The 21368-nt window shown below is 71.9% G+C and carries 18 protein-coding genes; 2 read left to right on the top strand and 16 right to left on the bottom strand.

Annotated features, from left to right (window positions below; translation table 11 throughout):
* Positions 1–2: 2 nt before the first annotated feature.
* The 5 genes from AQJ64_RS36080 to rpe form a co-directional block, all read right to left on the bottom strand.
* Positions 3–1478: an amino acid permease gene (locus AQJ64_RS36080; protein ID WP_055638497.1), complete on the bottom strand. Its 1476-nt coding sequence runs from the start codon at positions 1476–1478 to the stop codon at positions 3–5.
* Between the two features lie 200 nt (positions 1479–1678).
* Positions 1679–3118 carry a GuaB1 family IMP dehydrogenase-related protein gene (locus AQJ64_RS36075; RefSeq protein ID WP_055638505.1) on the bottom strand — a complete coding sequence of 480 codons (1440 nt, stop codon included), beginning with the start codon at positions 3116–3118 and terminating at the stop codon, positions 1679–1681.
* A 130-nt stretch (positions 3119–3248) separates the two neighbouring features.
* Positions 3249–3554 (bottom strand): barstar family protein, encoded by a 306-nt coding sequence (locus AQJ64_RS36070; protein WP_055638496.1) that lies wholly within the window; start codon positions 3552–3554, stop codon positions 3249–3251.
* A 72-nt stretch (positions 3555–3626) separates the two neighbouring features.
* Positions 3627–4670, bottom strand: coding sequence for a sugar-binding transcriptional regulator (locus AQJ64_RS36065; RefSeq protein ID WP_055638495.1), 1044 nt, complete (start codon positions 4668–4670; stop codon positions 3627–3629).
* A 160-nt stretch (positions 4671–4830) separates the two neighbouring features.
* Positions 4831–5517: a ribulose-phosphate 3-epimerase gene (rpe, locus tag AQJ64_RS36060; RefSeq protein ID WP_055638494.1), complete on the bottom strand. Its 687-nt coding sequence runs from the start codon at positions 5515–5517 to the stop codon at positions 4831–4833.
* A 128-nt stretch (positions 5518–5645) separates the two neighbouring features.
* Between rpe and AQJ64_RS36055 the strand changes: the two genes are divergently transcribed.
* A complete protein-coding gene (locus AQJ64_RS36055) occupies positions 5646–7781 on the top strand; it encodes an MMPL family transporter (RefSeq protein ID WP_055638493.1) in 2136 nt (711 codons plus the stop codon).
* Between the two features lie 25 nt (positions 7782–7806).
* Here AQJ64_RS36055 and AQJ64_RS36050 read toward each other — a convergent pair whose 3' ends face one another.
* From AQJ64_RS36050 to fmt, 5 genes are all read right to left on the bottom strand, one after another.
* Positions 7807–8457, bottom strand: coding sequence for a carbonic anhydrase (locus AQJ64_RS36050; protein WP_055638492.1), 651 nt, complete (start codon positions 8455–8457; stop codon positions 7807–7809).
* Positions 8458–8466: 9 nt separating this feature from the next.
* The gene (locus AQJ64_RS36045) at positions 8467–9924 is read right to left on the bottom strand and encodes a HupE/UreJ family protein (RefSeq protein ID WP_055638491.1); all 1458 of its coding nucleotides are present in this window, start codon (positions 9922–9924) and stop codon (positions 8467–8469) included.
* On the bottom strand, positions 9924–11045 hold the full coding sequence (locus AQJ64_RS36040) for a DUF3500 domain-containing protein (protein ID WP_240512958.1): 1122 nt from the start codon (positions 11043–11045) through the stop codon (positions 9924–9926). Before AQJ64_RS36040 ends, AQJ64_RS36045 begins: the two co-directional genes overlap by 1 nt.
* Positions 11046–11278: 233 nt before the next feature.
* Positions 11279–12706, bottom strand: coding sequence for an RsmB/NOP family class I SAM-dependent RNA methyltransferase (locus AQJ64_RS36035; RefSeq protein ID WP_059203332.1), 1428 nt, complete (start codon positions 12704–12706; stop codon positions 11279–11281).
* A 75-nt stretch (positions 12707–12781) separates the two neighbouring features.
* On the bottom strand, positions 12782–13714 hold the full coding sequence (gene fmt, locus AQJ64_RS36030; RefSeq protein ID WP_055637646.1) for a methionyl-tRNA formyltransferase: 933 nt from the start codon (positions 13712–13714) through the stop codon (positions 12782–12784).
* 447 nt (positions 13715–14161) lie between these two features.
* On the opposite strand from fmt, the gene AQJ64_RS36025 reads away from it, so the two are divergent.
* Positions 14162–14710 carry a hypothetical protein gene (locus AQJ64_RS36025; protein WP_059203331.1) on the top strand — a complete coding sequence of 183 codons (549 nt, stop codon included), beginning with the start codon at positions 14162–14164 and terminating at the stop codon, positions 14708–14710.
* Between the two features lie 98 nt (positions 14711–14808).
* Here the strand turns inward: AQJ64_RS36025 and AQJ64_RS36020 are convergent, their stop codons facing one another.
* From AQJ64_RS36020 to AQJ64_RS35995, 6 genes are all read right to left on the bottom strand, one after another.
* Positions 14809–16962, bottom strand: coding sequence for a primosomal protein N' (locus tag AQJ64_RS36020; RefSeq protein ID WP_059203330.1), 2154 nt, complete (start codon positions 16960–16962; stop codon positions 14809–14811).
* A gap of 233 nt (positions 16963–17195) precedes the next feature.
* Positions 17196–18404: a methionine adenosyltransferase gene (gene metK, locus AQJ64_RS36015; protein ID WP_059203329.1), complete on the bottom strand. Its 1209-nt coding sequence runs from the start codon at positions 18402–18404 to the stop codon at positions 17196–17198.
* A gap of 239 nt (positions 18405–18643) precedes the next feature.
* A complete protein-coding gene (coaBC, locus tag AQJ64_RS36010; RefSeq protein ID WP_055634999.1) occupies positions 18644–19846 on the bottom strand; it encodes a bifunctional phosphopantothenoylcysteine decarboxylase/phosphopantothenate--cysteine ligase CoaBC in 1203 nt (400 codons plus the stop codon).
* Positions 19847–19952: 106 nt separating this feature from the next.
* Positions 19953–20225 carry a DNA-directed RNA polymerase subunit omega gene (gene rpoZ / locus AQJ64_RS36005; protein ID WP_003988945.1) on the bottom strand — a complete coding sequence of 91 codons (273 nt, stop codon included), beginning with the start codon at positions 20223–20225 and terminating at the stop codon, positions 19953–19955.
* Positions 20226–20289: 64 nt separating this feature from the next.
* Entirely contained in the window at positions 20290–20898 is a 609-nt protein-coding gene (gene gmk / locus AQJ64_RS36000; protein ID WP_478078898.1) for a guanylate kinase, read from the bottom strand.
* Positions 20899–20907: 9 nt separating this feature from the next.
* Complete coding sequence (locus AQJ64_RS35995) at positions 20908–21231, bottom strand: integration host factor (RefSeq protein ID WP_003977346.1); 324 nt, start codon at positions 21229–21231, stop codon at positions 20908–20910.
* Positions 21232–21368 lie beyond the last annotated feature (137 nt).

The following is a 21368-nucleotide window of genomic DNA, read 5'->3' as shown; positions in this document are numbered from 1 at the left end:
GTTCACTTCTCCAGCGGAGCGGGTGTGGCGAGTCGGGAGCGGCGTTGGCCGTACACGAAGTAGACCACGAGCCCGACGGCCATCCAGACACCGAAGACCACCCAGGTGACGGCCGACAGGCTGCCCATCATCCAGACGCAGAAGGCGAGGCCCAGCGCGGGCAGCACCGGCGACAGCGGCACCCGGAAGGTGCGGGGCATCTCCGGCCGGGTCCGGCGCAGCACCACGACGGCCACGTTGACCAGCGCGAACGCGAACAGCGTGCCGATGCTGGTGGCGTCGGCCAGCTGGCCGAGCGGGATCGCGGCGGCGAGCACACCGCAGAACAGGGACACGATGAGGGTGTTGGCGCGAGGGGTGCCGGTCCTCGGGTGGACGCGCGAGAACACCTTGGGCACCAGCCCGTCCCGGGACATGGCGAACAGGATGCGCGTCTGGCCGTAGAGCACGGTCAGCACGACGCTCGCGATGGCGACGACCGCACAGAAGGCGAGCAGGGTCGCCCAGAAGGACTGCCCGGTCACGTCGCGCATGATCTGCGCCAGCGCGGCCTCGGAGTCCCCGAACTGCCGCCAGGGCTGGGCGCCGACGGCCACGGCGGCCACCAGCACGTACAGCGCGGTGACGATGACGAGCGACAGCATGATCGCGCGCGGCAGGTCGCGCTGTGCGTTCTTCGCCTCCTCGCCGGCGGTGGAGGCGGCGTCGAAGCCGATGTACGAGAAGAACAGCGTGGCCCCGGCCGCGCTGACGCCCGCCATCCCCAGCGGCATGAAGTGCGCGTAGTTGCCGGAGCGGAAGCCCTGCACGCCGATGGCGCAGAACAGCACCAGCGCGGCGATCTTCACGGCGACCATCACGGTGTTGGCCCGCGCCGACTCCCGCGCCCCGCCCAGCAGAAAGGCCATGGCCAGCAGGACGACGATCAGGGCGGGCAGATTGAACACACCCCCGTCGCCCGGCGGCGCCGACAGCGCGTCCGGGATGGTCACGCCGATGGTCCCGTCGAGCAGCTCGTTGAGGTACTCGCCCCAGCCGACGGCCACGGCGGCCACCGACACGCCGTACTCCAGGACCAGACACCAGCCGCACACCCAGGCGATCAGCTCACCCATCGTTGCGTACGCGTACGAGTACGAGGATCCGGCGACCGGGATGGTGCCGGCCAGCTCGGCGTAGGACAGGGCGGAGAAGAGCGCCGTGAGACCGGCGATCACGAAGGACAGGGTGACGGCCGGTCCGGCCTTCGGCACGGCCTCGCCGAGGACGACGAAGATGCCCGTGCCGAGCGTCGCGCCGATGCTGATCATGGTGAGCTGCCACAGCCCGAGGGACCGCCGCAGCGCCCCTCCCTCACCCTGGCCGCCCTCGGCGACCAGCCGTTCCACGGGTTTGCGCCGCATGAGCCGCGCACCGAACCCCGGGGACGGAGGGGCGGCCTGGGTGCGGTCCTTCGGGGGTGCGCCTTGGTCGAGCACGCGCTGACTCCTTCGTCGCTGCCGGCGGCACGACGGAGACCGGTGCGGGCGGGAACCCACCGAGCGGGGTCCCTGCCACGCCACGTACAGCGCATGACCCTATGAGCAGGGCGGTAGCGGTCGTAATGATGCAACCTTGCGCACCCACGCAAGATCATTGCGTTCACGGCACCAAGGTGCACTTTTGTTGCTGTGGGGCTCTACCAGCTGGCGTGCAGCGGCTTCCCCTCCGCGTAACCGGCCGCGCTCTGGATGCCCACGACGGCCTTCTCGGCGAACTCCTCGAGCGAGCCCGCACCCGCGTAGGTGCAGGACGACCGCACACCCGCGATGATCGAGTCGACCAGGTCCTCCACCCCCGGCCGAGCCGCGTCGAGGAACATCCGCGACGTCGAGATGCCCTCCTCGAACAGCGCCTTGCGGGCCCGGTCGTAGGCCGACTCCTCCGCCGTGCGGTTGCGCACGGCCCGCGCCGAGGCCATCCCGAAGGACTCCTTGTACGGGCGCCCGTTGGCGTCGTGCTGAAGGTCGCCCGGCGACTCGTACGTCCCCGCGAACCACGACCCGATCATCACATTGGACGCACCGGCGGCCAGCGCCATGGCAACGTCACGGGGGTGCCGGACACCGCCGTCGGCCCACACGTGCTTGCCGTACTTCCTCGCCTCGGCGGCACACTCCAGCACCGCCGAGAACTGCGGCCGGCCCACGCCGGTCATCATCCGGGTGGTGCACATGGCGCCGGGGCCGACGCCGACCTTGATGATGTCCGCGCCCGCCTCGATCAGGTCCTTGACGCCCTCGGCGGAGACGATGTTGCCCGCCGCGATCGGCACCTGCGGGTCGAGCGCGCGCACCGTGCGGATCGCGCTGATCATCGACTCCTGGTGGCCGTGCGCGGTGTCGATGACGAGCGTGTCGACCCCCGCGTCGAGCAGTTCCTTCGCCTTGCCCGCGACATCGCCGTTGATCCCGACGGCGGCGGCGATGCGCAGCCTGCCGTGCGCGTCGACGGCCGGCGTGTACAGCGTGGCGCGCAGGGCGCCCTTGCGGGTGAGGATGCCGGCGAGCCGGCCGTCCTCGTCCACGGCGGGCGCGTACCGCCGGTTGGCCGCGTCGAGGATGTTGAAGGCCTCGCGGGGGTCGATGCCGGCGTCGAGGAGCAGCAGGTCGCGGGACATGACGACCTCGAGCTGGGTGAAGCGGTCGACGCCGCTGAGGTCCTGGTCGGTGACGACACCGACCGGCCGGGAGTCCCCGTCGACGACGACGCCCGCGTTGTGCGCGCGCTTGGGCAGCAGCGCGAGGGCGTCCGCGACGGTCTGGTGCGGGGCGAGCACGATCGGCGTGTCCAGCACCAGATGCCGGCTCTTGACCCAGGTGATCACATCGGTGACCACGTCGTTCGGGATGTCCTGCGGGATCACGACGAGTCCGCCGCGCCGCGCCATCGTCTCGGCCATCCGGCGTCCGGCGACGGCCGTCATGTTGGCGACGACCAGCGGGATCGTGGTGCCCGTGCCGTCCGGGGAGGAGAGGTCCACCCCCTGCCGCGACCCGACCGCGCTGCGGCTCGGCACCATGAAGACATCGTCGTAGGTGAGGTCGTAGGCGGGCTGGATGTCGTTGAGGAAACGCACGTGCTGCACATCCCGGTCGTTCAGAGGTGACCCCCTGACAGGTCAGCCAGGGGGAAGAGCACGTACTTCATTGTCCCATGACGACCGTGACGCGGTGCCCGGACAGAACGTCCAAGCAGCTCGGAGGCGGTTAGGAGGATCCTCCGAGAGCGAGGACCACCGAGAGCGCGGGCACGTGGTTCACCGCCGAGGAGAACACCTCCTGCGCGATCTCCCACTCCTCCGGCTGCGCCTTCGCGTACGACTGCCAGTTCCGCACGACGACCAGCACCGGGCCGGACTCGGGTCCCTCCGGCAGGTCGGTGAGGCTGTCGGCGAGGGCGTCCCAGTTGCGGCCGAACCAGTCGGGCAGTTCGAGGTCCCGTACACAGCGGTCCATCAGGGCCGCCTTGTCCATGACCCCGTCGAGGTCCAGCGTGAGCACGTGCTCCGTCATCCAGGCACCGTCCTGAACAGTCGTGATTGCGGAAAGGGGCGGCCGAGAGGACCGCCCCCTTCTGATCTTCTCTCAGATCCCGTCCGGGTCCGCCCGGTTGAGGGCGGGCTTGGGCGTCGGTCCCGCCGTCATCAGATAGTCGGCCGCGGAGGTGTCCGTGACCAGGCTGGTGACGAGTCCGGACCGCAGCACCGCGTCGATCGCGGCCGCCTTGCGCTGCCCGCCCGCGATCGCCACGACCTCCGGGACACGGCGGAGCTGGTCGGTCTTGACCGTGATGCACCGCTCGCCCAGGTCCCGTCCGACCCGGCGGCCCTCGGCGTCGAAGAGGTGCGCGGACATCTCGGCGGCGACACCGAGCGAGGCGTAGTGGGCCCGCTCCTCGTCGCTGAGCATGTCGTGCACCGTCGAGATACCGGGCTCCCAGGAGCCGATGGAGACACAGGCGACCGTGACCTTGTCGAAGTACTCGAAGGCCCGGGCGATCCCGGTCTGGTGGCGCAGCGCGGCCGCGGTGGCCGCGTCCGGCAGCAGCATCGGCGCGTAGATGGGGTGCGCGTCGCCGCCGGACACCTGGGCGGCGCGGCGGACGGCCTCGACGGAGCCGCGCTCGGCGGTCCCCGCGTCGTACACGCCCGTCAGCTGCACCACCGTGCAGGGCGGCAGCCGGTCCAGGGCCGCCGCCATGTGGATGGTGGAGCGGCCCCAGGCCAGGCCCAGGACGTCCCCCTCGTTCACCAGCTCGCCGAGCAGGTCGGCGGCCACCTCTCCCAGGTTCTCGGGGTCGGTCGAGTCCTCGGCCTCCGCCGGCGACTCGACCACCACTGCGTGCCTGAGGCCGTACCGGGCGCGGAGCGCGTCGGAGCGCTCGGCGTCCAGCTCGGCCGGCACACGGATCTCGATCCGTACGAGATCCCGTTCGAGGGCGGTCTCCAGGACCCGGGCCACCTTGAAGCGGCTGACGCCGAACTCCTCCGCGATCTGGATCTTGGACTTGCCCTCGAGGTAGAAGCGGCGGGCCATGGCCGCCGCCTGCACCAGCTCTGCGGGTCCCATCCGCATGGCTGACCGGCCCGCCGACATACCCGACACGGCGATCTCCTCACTGCTGTTCACACTCTGGATACGCCGTTCATCCTTGCAGATCCGGCGCACTTGATCAGCCCTGATGGGAGCCGTTCACGTACCTGTGGCCCAGTGTCCGCACGGGCCGCGTGTTCAGTGGGCTACGTACGGTGCCGGCCCACTGTTCAGACGCCTGCGGCTCGGCTCCGGTTCAGTGGGCGCAGGCCCAGCTCGCCTTCGCGGTCTCCGCCTCCGCCTGGGCGCGCAGGGCGCGGACCGCCTCGGCGGGGTCCTCCGCGCCGTACACCGCGGATCCGGCGACGAACACGTCCGCGCCGGCCTCCGCGCACCGCTCGATCGTCGAGGCCGAGACGCCGCCGTCGACCTGGAGCCACAGCTCGAGGCCGTGCTTGCTGATCAACTCGCGGGTGCGGCGGATCTTCGGGAGCATGATGTCGAGGAACGCCTGGCCCCCGAAGCCCGGCTCGACCGTCATGATCAGCAGCATGTCGAGTTCGGGCAGCAGGTCCTCGTACGGCTCGATGGGCGTCGCGGGCTTGAGCGCCATGGAGGCACGGGCACCCTTCGCACGGATCTCGCGGGCGAGTCGCACCGGCGCGGCGGCCGCCTCGACATGGAAGGTGACGGACGAGGCACCCGCCTCGACGTACCGCGGGGCCCAGCGATCGGGGTCCTCGATCATCAGATGGCAGTCCAGCGGAGTGTCCGTCGCACGGGCCAGGGACTCTACGACCGGCACACCGAGCGTGAGGTTCGGGACGAAATGGTTGTCCATGACGTCGACGTGGAGCCAGTCGGCTCCTTCGACCGCCTTCGCCTCGTCCGCGAGGCGGGCGAAGTCGGCGGACAGAATGCTGGGGTTGATCTGCGCGGCCATGCCCCAAGCCTGCCATGCGCTGCGCCGTGCTGGAACGCCGGTCCCTCGTGGCGCGGGCCGTCCGTCGACCGGCGGTCGTGTGCGGCCGGTCGCGCAGTTCCGCGCGCCCCTCACCAACGGGGGTCGGTATGAGAGCCACCGCGCATCTTGTCTGTGGGCGGCGGGCCAAGTGGGTGGTCCTCATCCTGTGGCTGATCGTGCTGTTCCTGATGGCGCCGTTCGCCTCCAAGCTCACCGGGGCCCAGGACAACGACGCGGCGTCCTGGCTGCCGGGGTCGGCCGAGTCGACCCAGGTGCTGGAGATCTCGAAGGGGTTCCGGCCGGAGCAGATCCCGGCGATCGTGGTGTACGCCCGGGACGACGGGCTGACGGCAGGGGACCGGGCGCGGATCGCGGCGGACACGGTGCAGCTCAGGCGGCTCACGGACCATGGGATCCGGGGGGCCGAGACGCGGGGGCCGGTGTACGACCGTCCGGTGGATCCGCGCGCCGCGCAGATCCACGTGCCGATCACCATGGACGAGAAGGGCTGGTCACGGATCTCGCCGGCCGTCGACTCCATCCGTGACGTCGTCGGCAGGGGCGGCGCGGGGCTGGCCGTGCACATCACCGGTCCGGGCGGCACCTCCGCGGACTTCGCCAAGGCCTTCGAGGGCATCGACTCCACGCTGCTGGTGGCGGCCATGGGAGTCGTCATCGTGATGCTCCTGATCACCTACCGCAGTCCGACCCTGCTGCTGGTCCCGCTGATCGGTGTGGTGGTCGCGCTGTTCACGGCGCAGGCGCTGATCTACTTCCTGGCCCACTACGCGGGCCTGACCGTGAACGGTCAGAGCGCCGGCATTCTCACGGTCCTCGTCTTCGGCGCCGGGACGGACTACGCCCTGCTGCTCGTGGCCCGCTACCGGGAGGAGTTGCGCCGTCACGAGGACCGCCACGAGGCGATGACCCTGGCCCTGCACCGGGCGGGCCCGGCGGTGCTGGCCTCGGGCGCCACGGTGGTGCTGAGCATGCTGGTCCTGACGGCCGCCGAGATGAACTCCACCGCCGGTCTGGGACCGGTGGCGGCCATCGGCGTGGCGGTCGCGCTGCTCGCGATGATGACCCTGTTCCCGGCCCTGCTGGTGATCTGCGGCCGCTGGATCTTCTGGCCGGCCATCCCCCACTTCGGCTCCGCCGATCCGACGGAGCGCGGGTTCTGGGCCCGCACCGGCCGGGGCATCGCCGACCGCCCGCGCATGATCTGGATCGTGACCGCGCTCGTCCTCGGGGTGTGCTCGCTGGGCCTCATCCAGCTGCGCGCGGAGGGCATCAGCAACGCGGACGCCTTCACCGGGAAACCGGACTCGATCACCGGCCAGGAGGTGTCCGAGAAGTACTTCCCGGCGGGCAGCGGCGACCCCTTGGTGATCGTCTCCCACCAGGCCCAGGCCCGTCAGGTGGGCGCGGCGGTGGCCGCCACGGACGGGGTCGTGCCGACCTCGCTCGGGCTGCCGCCGGGCACGAAACCCCTCCACGAGGGCAGGGTGCTGTTCGAGGCGACGATGACCGCCCCGTCCGACAGCGAGGCCGCCAAACAGACGGTGGAGCGGGTCCGGGACGCGGTGCACGCGGTGCCCGACGCCGACGCGCGGGTGGGCGGCGGAACGGCGGCCCTGCTGGACGCGGACCGGGCCACCACCCACGACAACATCCTGATCATCCCGTTGGTGCTGGGCGTGGTCCTGCTGATCCTGTGCGGTCTGCTGCGCGCCCTGGTCGCCCCGCTGCTGCTGGTCGGGACGGTGATCCTGTCCTTCGCGGCGGCGCTCGGCATCAGCGCGCTGGCCTTCCGGTACGTGTTCGACTACGCGGGTGAGTCGACCGACTTCCCGCTGTTCGTCTTCGTGTTCCTGGTGGCCCTCGGCATCGACTACAACATCTTCCTGACCACCCGGATCCGTGAGGAGGCGCTGCGCCAGGGCACCCGCACGGGCGTGGTGACGGGCCTCGCCGCCACGGGCTCGGTCATCACCTCCGCGGGCCTGGTGCTCGCGGGCACCTTCGCCGCCCTCGGCACGCTCCCCATGGTGGGCTTCGCCGAGATCGGCTTCGCCGTCGCCCTGGGCGTCCTCCTGGACACCTTCGTCGTACGGTCGGTGCTGGTCACGGCGCTGTTCCTGGATGTGGGCCCGAAGGTGTGGTGGCCGCACCGGCTGGCCCGGGACGACGGCCGGGCGGTGACCGAGGGCGCGCCGGAGGCCGCCACAAAGTCCAGCGGCTGAACGCGTCCCCGCCGGAGCGCGCCCCTCAGGGGGCCTGGTGGCCGCCCGCGGCCGGGACCGGGGTGCCGGTGTTCCCGCGGGAGACCAGGACGCAGGCGCTGCCCTCGGCGAGCCGGTACGCCATGCCCACGACCGCCACGTCCCCGGTGTCCACCTGGTCCGAGAGGGTGCGGGAGCGGTCGAGGAGCAGATGCACGGTGTGCCTTATGTGCTCGTCGACGATGTCGCTGTCGGAGGTCAGTCCGGCGGCACGGGCGGCCAGCACGCTGGGGGTGACCCGCTCGACCACGTCCCGGACGAAGCCGGTCGAGGGCAGTCCGTTCGCCACGGCTTCGCGGGCCGCCGCGACGGCTCCGCAGGAGTCGTGCCCGAGGACGACGACCAGGCGGCAGCCGAGCACGGCCGTGGCGTACTCCACGCTGCCCAGCACCTCCGCCCCGAGCACATGCCCGGCGGTCCGGACGACGAAGAGGTCGCCCAGCCCCTGGTCGAAGATGATCTCCGCGGCGAGCCGGGAGTCCGAGCACCCCAGGATGACGGCGAAGGGTTCCTGGCCGGGCGCGAGCTCGGCCCGGCGGGCGGCGTCCTGGTTGGGATGGCTGGGTGCGCCCGCGACGAATCGCTCGTTCCCGGAGAGGAGAGCGTCGAGGGCGACGGCGGGGGAGGTGCGTGGCATGGGGCCACCCTAAGGAGCGTCCGAAGCACTCGCCGCACCACCCCCGGCCGACCACGGGTGGTCCGGTCGCGCCGTCGACGAGCGCGCGGTGAGCACCGGGCTGGTGCCGGGGTTCGCCCCGGGGCCCCGGCCGCGGCGGTGGGCGGTGATCAACCGGAGGGTGGCCGGCAGAGCCGTGGCGACGAGGACCAGGAGCAGTTGGGAGGTGTGCGATCCGGCGCTGTCCGCGGCGCGGGCGACGGGGTTGGGCAGGCCGAGCCGGTCCAGCAGCCAGCCGAGGGCCGCGCCGGCCGTCAGCGCCGCGCACCCGCCCCGCAGCGCGGAGTGCCCGCGCAGCCGGGTGAGACAGATCAGGCTCGGCAGGGCGAGGAGGACCAGGACGAGTTGCATGCCTTCGATGCCGAGGTTGAATCCCGCGAGACTGAGGGCCAGTTGGGTGGTGGAGAGGTTCATCTCGGCGAGCGTGAGCGAGAAGGCGAGGCCGTGCCCGAGACCGAAGACACCGGCGACGAGGGCTTCTCGCCCGGGGAATATCGGGCGCATGGTGTGCACGGCACCGACGAGAATACTGAAGGCGATAAACACCTCGACCGGCTGAGCCGGAATGTCGAGACGTCCGAAAGAACTCAGTGCGAGCGCGAGGGAATGCCCGACGGTGAAGGCGAGGGTCGTCCGGCCGATTCGCCGAATTGCGGCCCGGTTGTTCACCGTTCCCCGCCAGCGCTTTCCCGCTGCCCGAAGGGGAGCGGGAAGCAGAAGAATCAGCAGGAAAAGCAGATGGTCGGTGCCGTCGAGAATGTGATCGGCGCCGAGCCGGAACATGGCGTACGTCCCGCTCCAGGCACTCCCGCTCTCCAGGTCGACGCTGAGAGGGGCGACGGTCATCGTCCGGGTGTCGACGCGGATGACGCCGACCTCGGTCGCGGTGTCCTGCCCCTCGTCGGCCACGTGGCCGGTGGCCCAGTCCTGCCGGACGGAGACCATCACGGTGTGGGTGACGACCTGGTGGACGACGGCGTCGTAGGAGAGGACGAACCGGCGCGGGTCCCCGCCGGCCGGCGGTGTGAGCGTGGCCCGTACCGTCAGCTCGCGGTAGGTGCCGGTGGAGGTCTGCTCCGCCCGCCCCAGGGCCATGGCGCCGACGGCGACGGTCCAGGCCTCGCCCCCGCGGGTGGTCGGGTGCAGATGCGCGGCCAGGTAGCGGCGGATCGCGGCGGTCCGCGCCGACAGCTGCTTCGCCGTGGTGGAGTCGTCCAGGGCGATACCGCTGGCCCGGGAGAAATCGCTGACCGGCAGCTCCAGTTCGGCGGCCACCGACGTCTCGTGCACGTCGAGCAGCAGCACCGAGTGGGGCAGCGGATGCGCGGCAGCGGGCGGCGCTGCCAGAAGCAGCGCCGCCGCCACCGCCAGCGCGACCCCGGCCATCATGCGCAGCGCATGTGACGGTGAGATCGGCAGACGGTCCATCAGAACGAGAACTCTCCGCCGTAGTCGGTGGTGTGGTCCCGGTAGACGGTGTGGTAGTGGATCTGGTTCTGGTAGACCACGCCGTCCTGGCAGACGAACTCGATCCACACGCCCGGCCCGTCGATCCGGACGTAGTCGCCCTGGGTGTCCAGGTCGGTGCCGCCGGAGTACGAGATGTAGGTGTCGTCGAGTTCCGACGCGTAGGTGCTCAGCACGGAGGCGGCGGTGGAGTCGTCCGCCACGTCGACCCACGGCTGTATGGCGTTGAGGACCAGTTCCTGCTGGTCGTCGGTGAGTTCGCCGACCGAGAGGCCTTCCTTGGTCTCCGGGAAGTCCCCGTCCTCGTCCGGGCCGAGCAGCACGTCGGTGTACGACTCGGACAGCTTCGCCTGCGACAGTTCGTCGTCGCTCAGACCGGCGAGCAGGTCCAGCATGCCGTCGTGCATCCCGGCCAGAGGGGCGTACGAGGTGCCGTCGTCGTCGGTCCAGCTGGTCGGCTCGACGCCGATGAAGAAGGGGGTGGTGCCCTCGACCTCGCCGTCCTCGTAGGTGAGGTTCACCGCGAGGTGATGACCGCCGAAGTGCAGCTGCCAGGTTCCGCTGGTGCCCGGGGTGCCGAGGAACGCCAGGTAGTAGTTGCCGCTGCTGTAGCCGCCGGCGGTCTCGCCGAGGACGTCGTCGGCCGCGAGGATCTGGGAGATCTGGTCGTAGCCGGTGCCGCTGCCGGTGCCGGTCGCCGCCTCGATCACCGCCTCGGCCGCGGCGAGCTGCTCCTCGCTGAGCGTGCTCAGCTCGATGCCGACCCGGCAGGTGGAACCGCACGGGAGGTTGGACCAGGCGGTCGCGTTCTCCTCGGTGAGGTCGAGCAGCACCTCGGCCTGCTGGTCGTCGTCCAGGGTGGCGAGGAACGCGTCGGCGGCGTCGACCACGTCCGAGACGGCGGCGGACGAGGCGGCGGACGAGGCGGCCGGCGAGGCGGTCGTGGTCGCCGACCCGCCGACGGAGGCGGCGTTGGCGTTGACGTACACCGCGCCGAAGAGCAGGGCCGTGCCTGCGGCGAAAGCCGCACCGGCCTTCTTCAACCGATTCTTCGACCTGCGGTGAGTGTTGTTCTCTGGCACCTTTTTCCATCCCTTCCAAAGAGGCTTCAAGGAATTCCTGAAATCCCTCCGGAGAGGGCTGTCCAAGGAATTCCGCGCCGTTGTTTTGGTGAGATAAAGGCAACCAGTCGCCACTGTGGCCGACATCGAGAAACAATCGGGTTTACCTATGCGATGCTGTGCCCGAGGGTCATCGGCTTAAGGTTCCCGACTTCAACTCCGTTGTCCGGCTTGGGATATGACGTACCGTCATGTCAGCCGGTGCGGCGGATGAGCGCCAGATACATGGCGTCGGTGCCGTGCACGTGCGGCCACAGCTGGATGTCGGGCCCGTCGCCCAGCGCCGGCACACCCGGCAGCAGCGGCCGCGCGTCGACGAGATCGGTCCGCGGGAACTGCTTGAGCACGTCGGCGACGACCGCCCGGGTCTCCGCGAGATGCGGCGAGCAGGTGGCGTATCCGACGACGCCCCCGACCCGTACGGCCTCCAGAGCGGTCCGCAGCAGCCCGCGCTGCAACGGCGCGAACCCCTCGAGGTCCTCGGGCCGGCGCCGCCAGCGCGCCTCCGGCCGCCGCCGCAGGGCGCCCAGGCCGGTGCACGGCACGTCCATCAGTACCCGGTCGAAGGAGCCGGGCCGCCACGGCGGCCGGATCCCGTCGGCGGCGATGACCTGGTAGGGCCCGGGATTGCCGTGCAGCGCCCTGGCCACGAGACCCGCCCGGTGCGGCTGCTTCTCGGAGGCGAGCAGCACGGCCCCGCGCTCCGCGGCCAGGGCGGCGAGCAGCGCGGCCTTGCCACCGGGCCCGGCGCACCCGTCGAGCCACTTCTCGTCCCGCCCCTCCACGGGCACGTTGGCGAGGGCGAGCGCGACGAGCTGGCTCCCCTCGTCCTGCACCCCCGCCCGCCCCTCCCGTACGGCGTCGACGGCCCCGGGCTCCCCGCCCTCGGTGAGCCGCACGGCGTACGGCGACCAGCGCCCCGGTACGGCGGCCTCCTCCCGCAGCAGCTCCTCCGGCGCGGCCCGCCCGGGCCGGGCGACGAGGGTGACCTCGGGCCGCTCGTTGTCGGCTTCGAGCAGGTCCTCGATCCCGGCCCGCCCGCCGCCGAGCGAGTCCCACAGCGCGGAGACGATCCAGCGCGGATGCGAGTGGACGACGGCGAGATGCTCCTCGGGATCGTCGTCGTACGGCGGGGCGACCTGCTCCAGCCAGCCGTCGAGATCGTGCTGGGCGATCTTCCGCAGCACGGCGTTGACGAACTTGGCCCGCCCGTCCCCGAGCACGACCCGCGCCAGCTCGACCGCGGAGGACACGGCGGCATGCGTCGGGATCCGCGTCCCGAGCAGCTGGTGCGCGCCGAGGCTGAGCACATCGAGCACGGGGGGATCGACTTCCCGGAGCGGCCGGTCCACACAGGCGGAGATGACGGCGTCGTACGTCCCCTGCCGCCGCAGCGTGCCGTACACCAGCTCGGTGGCGAGCGCGGCGTCCCGTGTGTCGAACTTGTCGGGTCCCTCCTTCTCCCGCGCCTTGCGCAACAGCGGCGGCAGCACCAGGTTGGCGTAGGCGTCCCGCTCGTCCACGGCCCGCAGCGCCTCGAAGGCGAGCATGCGGACCGGGTCCTTCTGGGGCCGGCGGTAGGGCCGGGCGGGCTTGCGGGGACGGTGGGACTGGTCGCTCACGAAAAAGGTGCTCCGGATTGCAGGAAGGAAGTGGCGTCCAGCGTACGACGTGCACGCGGGACCGGCGCAGGAGCGTTACGCCCCGACCCGCTCGCCCTCGCCGATGCGCACCCCGCGCGCCCAGTCGGCGGCCCGCATCGGCTTCTTGCCCTGGGCCTGGACCCACAGCAGCTCCACCGCGTACGACCCCGTCCCCACGTGGACACTGTTCTTGCCGACGGCCAGCGCGCCGGGAGCGAGGTCGTCCCGCCCGGGAACCGGCTGCACATGGATGAGCTTGAGCCGCTCGCCCCGGAAGGTGGTCCACGCGCCGGGGGCGGGTGTACACCCGCGCACGACACGGTCCACCCGCAGCGCGGGGGCGGCCCAGTCGATCAGCGCGTCCTCGACAGTGATCTTGGGGGCGAGGGTGATTCCCTCCGCCGGCTGCGGCACGGCCTTCAGGCCGCCGTCCTCGATCCCGTCCATGGTGGCCGCGAGCAGCCCGGCGCCGGCGAAGGCGAGCCGCGTCAGCAGATCCCCGCTGGTGTCGGTGGCCCGCACCACCTCGGTGACGGTCCCGTAGACGGGCCCGGAGTCCAGCCCTTCCTCGATCAGGAAGGTGGACGCCCCGGTGATCTCGTCCCCCGCCATGACCGCATGCTGCACCGGCGCGGCGCCACGCCAGGCCGGCAGCAGCGAGAAGTGCAGGTTGACCCAGCCATGGACCGGGATGTCGAGCGCCACCTTGGGCAGCAGGGCCCCGTAGGCGACGACGGGACAGCAGTCCGGCGCGATCTCCCGCAACCGCTCCAGGAACTCCGGATCCCGGGGCCGCACGGGCTTGAGCACCTCGATGCCCGCCTCCTCGGCCCGCTGGGCGACCGGAGAGGCCACCAGCCTGCGCCCCCGCCCGGCCTGCGCGTCGGGCCGCGTCACCACGGCGGCCACCTCATGCCGCCCGGAGGCGATCAGAGCGTCCAGAGCGGGAACGGCGACCTCGGGGGTACCGGCGAAGACGAGCTTCATGAAGGACGGGCCTCTCGAAAAAACAAACCACGGGCAACGCACAAGTCTATGACCCCGCCCCGAGCCCCCCACCTCAATTACCGACGGGGCACGGCCCCCTGGCCGACAGGGCGGGAGGGGGTGCCACGGCGGGAGCGGGACGAGGGGGACGAGGGGGACGAGGGGGACGAGGGGGACGGTGGAAGCGGGACGAGGGGGAACGGTGGCAGTCCGTCGATGCCACGATGGCGGGGAAGCCGCCGACGGCGCCGCACCCCCACGGGAGACGCTCACCCCTCATCCCCCTGGAAACGGGCGGTGCGCGGGTGGGAGAGGAAGGGGGCGCAGACCGGCACCGGGAGCGCCCGCATATGCCCATACGCCCCCACACCGTGACCAGCGGAGCGAACCCGCGTTGGTCAAGAAAGAGTTGACCTTCTCCCCAACGCCGGTTCGAGAGGCTTGTTCATGGCCGACCATGCAACCCACGACGCCCAGGCCCGGGCCAGCCTGCACTTGCTGGTGCGGGACATCGAGCGGGTCCGCCGGCAGGTGGACGCGCTGCGCACGCTCACCGCCCAACTGGGCAACGTCTACCGCCCCCGCCGCTCCGGCCCCTCCACGGGCTTCGTCGTCTACGGACGCGCCCCCGCCCCGACGGTCCGCCTCGCCCAGGAACTCCGGGACAGCGTGGAGACCCTGGTCACCGCGGCGGTGGACTTCGACCGCTCGCTCGGCTTCTCGTGGGACGCGGTGGGCTCCGCGCTGGGAGTCACCAAGCAGGCGGTCCACCGCCGTTACGGCGCCCGCCGGGCCGCCGCCGCCCAGGCACCCGCCGAGCCCGAGCACACCTCGGCGGATCCGACCGGCCCCCGCACGGTCAGCGTGAACACGGGCCTGCCGACGGTCCCCACCGTCCCCGCCGCCCGCTCCATGCCGACCCAGCCGACGGCCGGCAGCCCGGCCCTGCGCGACGAGGCGAGGCCGACCGCCTTCCCCGGCCCGCGCAACGGCTGAGCACCCGCACCCCTCCTGCCCTCTCGGCCCCCTCCCGAGAGGGCGGCCGCGTTCCCGGCCCCGCTGACTCATCCCCTCACCCCCGCTCGCCCCACCGCTCACCCGATGTCCCCAGGATCGATCCGCACCCACACCCGCCCCGCCTCCTCCGCCCCCCGAGCCATCCGAGCAGCCTGAGCCGACTTCAACGCACCGGCCAGCGCGGCGCCCTTCCCCGGCGGCACCCGGACCAGCGCCCGCTCCCACTGCTCCCCCGCGGGCGGTGCCCCCGGCCGCCTCGGCCGCCCCGGAGGGGTGACCGGCAGCGGCACCGGCCCCAGCACCTCCGCCTCGGCGGGCAGCTCGACCGCCGCCAGGAACGCGGCCACCGCCTCCGGCGTCCCCGACACCGACGCCATCCGCGACACCGGCGGGAATCCCAGCTCGGCCCGCTCGGAGAGCTCCCGCAGCGCATGGCCCACGGGATCCCACCGCACCAGCGCCTGCACGGGCCGTAGCGTCGGCTCGGCGACGACCACCACGGTCCCGCCGTCCCCCTGCGGCCGTACCAGCGCCGCGGCCGCGATCCAGCGCCGCAGCGCGTCCTCCCCCGCGCGCAGATCGGGCCGGCCCAGCATGGCCCAGCCGTCGAGCAGCAGTGCTGCCGCGTACCCGCCCTCGGCCACCGGCTCGGCCCCCGGAGTGCTCACGACCAGCGCGGGCGCCCCGGGCACCGTGTCGAGGACGTGCTCCCGCCCGGACGTCCGCACCGGGACGGCCGGAAACGCCCGCCCCAGCTCCTCCGCGGTCCGCCGCGCCCCCACGACCTGGGCCCGCAGCCGGAACGACCCGCACTCCGGACAGTGCCACGCGCTCTCCTCACGCCCGCACCACCCGCACCACAGCGCCCCGCCGTCCCGTGCCTCCAGCGGCCCGGAGCAGTGCCGGCACCGAGCGGCGGCCCGGCACTGCGCGCACGCCATGCGCGGTACGTAACCCCGCCGCGGCACCTGCACCAGCACCGGCCCGTGGCGCAGCCCCTCCCGGGCCGCCTGCCAGGCGAGGGTGGGCAGCCGGGCGGCGCGCGCGGCCTCGTCCCGCGCCAGGTCCTGGTCCCCCACGGTCCGCACCAGCGGCGCGGCCTGCCGCACCTGCTCCCGCGCGGCGGCCAGGGGCCGCGCCCACCCGCTCTGGACGAGCTGCGCGCCCTCGACCGTGCAGCTCCAGCCGCCCATCAGGAACCCGCACCGGTCCTGCGCGGCGCGCAGCAGCAGCACCTCGCGCGCATGCGGCTGCGGCGCGTGCTGCTCGCTGTGGCTGTCGTCCCCGTCGTCCCAGAGGGCCACCAGTCCGAGGTCGCGCACGGGGGCGAACATCGCGGCGCGGGTCCCGACCACCGCCCGTACGCTCCCGCGCCGGACGCCGAGCCACTCCCGGTACCGCTTCTCCGGCCCGGCGTCCGCCTGGAGCAGCGCGTGGCGCCCCTCCCCCAGCAGGGCCGTCAGGGCCGCGTCGACCCGGGCGGCGGCCCGCCCGTCCGGTACGACCACCAGGGCCCCGCGTCCCGAGGCGAGCGTCGCGGCGACGGCCCGGGCCAGTTCCTCGCTCCACCCGGGCCCGGGCAGCGCGTTCCACACGGCGCGGGGTGCGCCTCCCGAGGCCAGTGACTCCAGGAACGCGGCCCCGCGCTCGTACCGGGTCCAGGATCCGGCCGCCGGGGCCGGCGGCGGGGGCGGCGGTGCGGGCGAGGGCCGTTGCTCGGCGCGCGCGTTGCGCGGCGGTACGGCGAGCTGGAGTACGTCGGCGAGGCTCCCGGCGTAACGGTCTGCGACGGCCCGGGCCAGTCCCAGCAGCTCCGGGCCCAGCACCGGCTCGGGCGACACGACCTGGGCGAGGGCCGCGAGCGGCCCGGAGTAGTCGGAGGCGGCGAGCCGCTCGACGAGGAACCCGTCGATGAGTCCCCCGCCCTCGCGCCGGCCTTCGCGCACCCGGCCCCGGCCGGCGCCGAACCGCACCCGCACCCGCACCCCCGGCTGTGCCGCGGCGTCCAGCTCGGCGGGCACCGCGTAGTCGAAGTACCGGTCGAGATGGAGCACGCCCTTGTCGACGAGCACCCGCGCGACCGGCAGCTCCTCGGCCAGCGCCGCCCCCCGCCAGGTCCGCGGCTTCGCCCGCGGCTCCTTGGCCCTGCGCACCGTCTCCCGGATCAACGCGAGCTGCTCCGGCGGCGCACCCTCCCCGCCCCCGGCCCCCGGCCCGTTCTCGCTGCTCACCCCTGCATTCTTACCAAACCCCACTGACAGCGGATCCGCCCCGAGTACCGACGATCTCCAGGCGGACGCCCCGGGGTGGCGCTGGTCAACCCCATCGGCAACCTCCACCCCTTCGGCCGAGCCCCAGAAGGCGTAACGGCGACGGCGTGACCCGCCGCACAGACGGACCGGCTCCCGGGGCCATCTCGGTGATGGTCCCGGGAGCCGGTGTCGTCCTGGTGCGGCCCTGGGCTCTACAGCCCCGCGGCCTTGCGCAGCGCCTCGACGCGGTCGGTCTTCTCCCAGGTGAACTCGGGCAGCTCACGGCCGAAGTGGCCGTACGCGGCGGTCTGGGCGTAGATCGGGCGCAGCAGGTCGAGGTCGCGGATGATCGCGGCCGGACGCAGGTCGAAGACCTCGTCGATGGCCTTCTCGATCTTCTCGGTCTCGACCTTGTTGGTGCCGAAGGTCTCGACGAACAGACCGACCGGCTCGGCCTTGCCGATCGCGTACGCGACCTGGACCTCGCAGCGCGCGGCCAGACCGGCGGCGACCACGTTCTTGGCGACCCAGCGCATCGCGTACGCGGCCGAGCGGTCCACCTTGGACGGGTCCTTGCCGGAGAAGGCGCCGCCGCCGTGGCGGGCGAAGCCGCCGTAGGTGTCGATGATGATCTTGCGGCCGGTGAGGCCGGCGTCGCCCATCGGGCCGCCGATCTCGAAGCGGCCGGTCGGGTTGACCAGGAGGCGGTAGTTCTCGGTGTCGAGCTTGATGCCGTCGTCCAGCAGCGCCTTCAGCTCGGGCTCCACGACGAACTCGCGAATGTCGGGCGCCAGCAGGGAGTCCAGGTCGATGTCGCTCGCGTGCTGCGAGGAGACGACGACCGTGTCGAGGCGGACGGCCTTGTCGCCGTCGTACTCGATGGTGACCTGGGTCTTGCCGTCGGGGCGCAGGTAGGGGATGGTCCCGTTCTTGCGGACGTCCGAGAGCCGCTTGGACAGGCGGTGCGCCAGGAAGATCGGGAGCGGCATCAGGGTCGGCGTCTCGTCGGAGGCGTAGCCGAACATCAGGCCCTGGTCACCGGCGCCCTGCTTGTCGAGCTCGTCGTCGTCGCCCTCGACCCGGGACTCGTACGCCGTGTCGACACCCTGCGCGATGTCCGGGGACTGCGAGCCGATGGACACCGAGACGCCGCAGGAGGCGCCGTCGAAGCCCTTCTTCGACGAGTCGTAGCCGATCTCGAGGATCTTCTCGCGGACGAGCTGGGGGATCGGCGCGTACGCCTTGGTGGTGACCTCACCGGCCACGTGCACCAGACCGGTCGTGATCAGGGTCTCGACGGCGACGCGGGACGTCGGGTCCTCGCGCAGCAGCGCGTCGAGGATGGTGTCGCTGATCTGGTCAGCGATCTTGTCGGGGTGACCCTCGGTCACGGACTCCGAAGTGAACAGGCGACGGGACACAACGCTCCCTGGGGTTGCAGCGGCTGCTGGCTGATCATTGGCGGACGCGACGGGAGCTGCGCCCGGCGTCGTCCGGGAACAGTTTATCGGTCGAGCCCGGCCACCGGCCCACCCGTCTCGCCTCTCGGGAGCGCTGTGACCTGCGGCACGGGCATTCTGCCGAATGCCGAGCGCGCTTGGCCAGGGTCGCCACGCCCGAATCGAGCGGCGTACGAGGGAACGTCGAGCGCATCAAACAGTCAGGTCAGGCGTGGCGTCACCAGGTCCCACACGATTTCGGCCAGGGCTTCCTTGGGCCCGTGCGGTACCGGGGTCTCGGTGCCGTCGGCCCCCAGGACGACGGCCTCGTTCTCCTCGGAGCCGAAGGTCCTGCGCTCCCCCACCTCGTTCACCACCAGCAGGTCGCAGCCCTTGCGGCGGAGTTTCGTGCGGCCGTTGGCGAGCACGTCGTCCGTCTCGGCGGCGAAACCGACCACCACCTGCCCGGGGCGGGCGCGGTCGGCGGAGATCTCCGCGAGGATGTCCGGATTTCGTGTCAGGACGATCGGGTCGGGATCCTGGCCGTCCTTCTTCTTGATTTTCCCGGTGGCGTAGGTCTCGGGCCGGAAGTCGGCCACCGCGGCGGCCATCACGACCGCGTCGGCGTCGGCGGCCGCCTTGAGCACGGCCTCGCGCAGCTGTACGGCGGTCCCGACCTGGACGACGTCGACGCCCGCCGGGTCGGGCAGACCGGTGTTGGCCGCGATCAGGGTGACCCGGGCGCCGCGGGCGGCGGCGGTGCGGGCGAGGGCGTACCCCTGCTTGCCGGAGGAGCGGTTGCCGAGGAAGCGGACCGGGTCGAGGGGCTCGCGGGTGCCGCCGGCGCTGACCACGACATGGCGGCCGGCGAGGTCGGGTTCGCGCACTCCCCTGGCCAGCACGCGGCGGCAGACCTCGAAGATCTCGGCGGGGTCGGGCAGCCGGCCCTTGCCGGTGTCGACACCGGTGAGACGGCCGACGGCGGGCTCGATCACGACGGCGCCGCGGCGGCGCAGCGTCGCCACGTTCTCCTGGGTGGCCGGGTGCTCCCACATCTCGGTGTGCATCGCGGGAGCGAAGACGACGGGACAGCGCGCCGTGAGCAGGGTGTTGGTGAGGAGGTCGTCCGCGAGGCCGTGGGCGGCCTTGGCGAGCAGGTCGGCGGTGGCCGGGGCGACCACGACCAGGTCGGCGTGCTGGCCGATGCGGACGTGCGGGACCTCGTGGACGTCGTCCCAGACCTCGGTGGAGACGGGGTGGCCGGAGAGGGCGGACCAGGTGGCGGCGCCGACGAAGTGCAGGGCGGAGGCGGTGGGGACCGCACGCACGTCGTGGCCGGACTCGGTCAGTCTGCGCAGCAGCTCACAGGCCTTGTAGGCGGCGATGCCACCGCTGACCCCCAGGACGACCTTGGGCTTGTCCACCGTCTCTCCCCGAACCTCGGAAACGTACGACTCCATGACACACCACAGGCCCGGCAGGAGCACTGCCGGGCCTGTGGAAAAGTCAGCTGCAAGCTGAGGATCATACTTACTGCGCCGGGCCCTCGACGGCCTCGGACGTCAGCAGACCCGCGTTGATCTCGCGGAGCGCGATCGAGAGCGGCTTCTCGTGGACGTGGGTGTCGACGAGCGGACCGACGTACTCGAGGAGGCCCTCGCCGAGCTGCGAGTAGTACGCGTTGATCTGGCGGGCACGCTTGGCCGCGTAGATCACGAGGCTGTACTTCGAGTCGGTGGCCTCGAGAAGCTCGTCGATCGGCGGGTTGATGATGCCCTCGGGCGCGGAGATGGAAGAGGACACGCTCTACCTTCCGATGGATGGGAAAAGAATGGCTGCGATCACACACCCGATCACAGGGTCGTGATCACACGACATCCATCAAGGCTAGCAGCTCACGCGCCACGTCCTCGACGGAGGTGTTGACCAGGGTCACGTCGAACTCCGGCTCGGCCGCGAGTTCGATCTTCGCGGCGTCCAGCCGTCGCTCGATGACCGCGGGCGGCTCGGTGCCCCGCCCGGTGAGTCTGCGCACCAGCTCCTCCCAGGAGGGGGGAGCCAGGAACACCAGTTGAGCGTCCGACATGGACTCGCGGACCTGCCGTGCGCCCTGGAGGTCGATCTCCAGGAGGACGGGCTCACCCGCCTCCAGCCGCTCCAGCACGGCGCCTCGCGGCGTTCCGTAGCGGTTGCCGGCGAACTCGGCCCACTCGAGCAGCTCGCCGTTGGCGATCAGCTTGTCCATCTCGTCGTCGGTGACGAAGAAGTAGTGGACCCCGTGCTGCTCACCGGGGCGGGGCTTCCGGGTCGTCGCCGACACCGAGAGCCAGACCTCGGGGTGTTCCTTGCGCATATGGGCGACGACCGTGCTCTTGCCGACCCCGGAGGGGCCGGAGAGCACGGTCAGCCGCGGACGTTCACTCATGCAGCGATTATTCCAGCAATCCCGGAGTGCCCGGGACTCCCTTCCCGGCAGTACCCGGGATCAGGACCCGGTGCTGCCGAACTCACGCTCCAGGGAGGCGATCTGGTTGGAACCGAGACCGCGTACGCGGCGGCTCTCGGAGATGCCGAGTCGCTCCATGATCTGCTTGGCACGGACCTTGCCCACGCCCGGCAGGGACTCGAGCAGGGCGGAGACCTTCATCTTGCCGATGACGTCGTTCTCCTGACCCTGCTTGATGACCTCGTGCAGGGAGGCGCCGGAGTGCTTGAGTCGATTCTTGACCTCGGCCCGCTCCCGGCGAGCCGCGGCGGCCTTTTCGAGCGCGGCTGCGCGCTGTTCGGGGGTAAGGGGCGGAAGAGCCACGCCTACGTCACCTCGGATGTCGAACTGTCGGATACGGACCGGTGAGGAACCTAGTCGCCCCACACCTAGGGAGCTACGAGCAACACGCTCTGCCCGTTCACTCTGCTCGGAGACTAGCGGCCAACTCCGCCTGAGTC

Source organism: Streptomyces griseoruber, from assembly GCF_001514205.1.
Lineage (GTDB): Bacteria > Actinomycetota > Actinomycetes > Streptomycetales > Streptomycetaceae > Streptomyces > Streptomyces griseoruber.
Note: the sequence above shows the minus strand (reverse complement) of the source record. Positions and strands in the feature narration are given on the sequence as shown.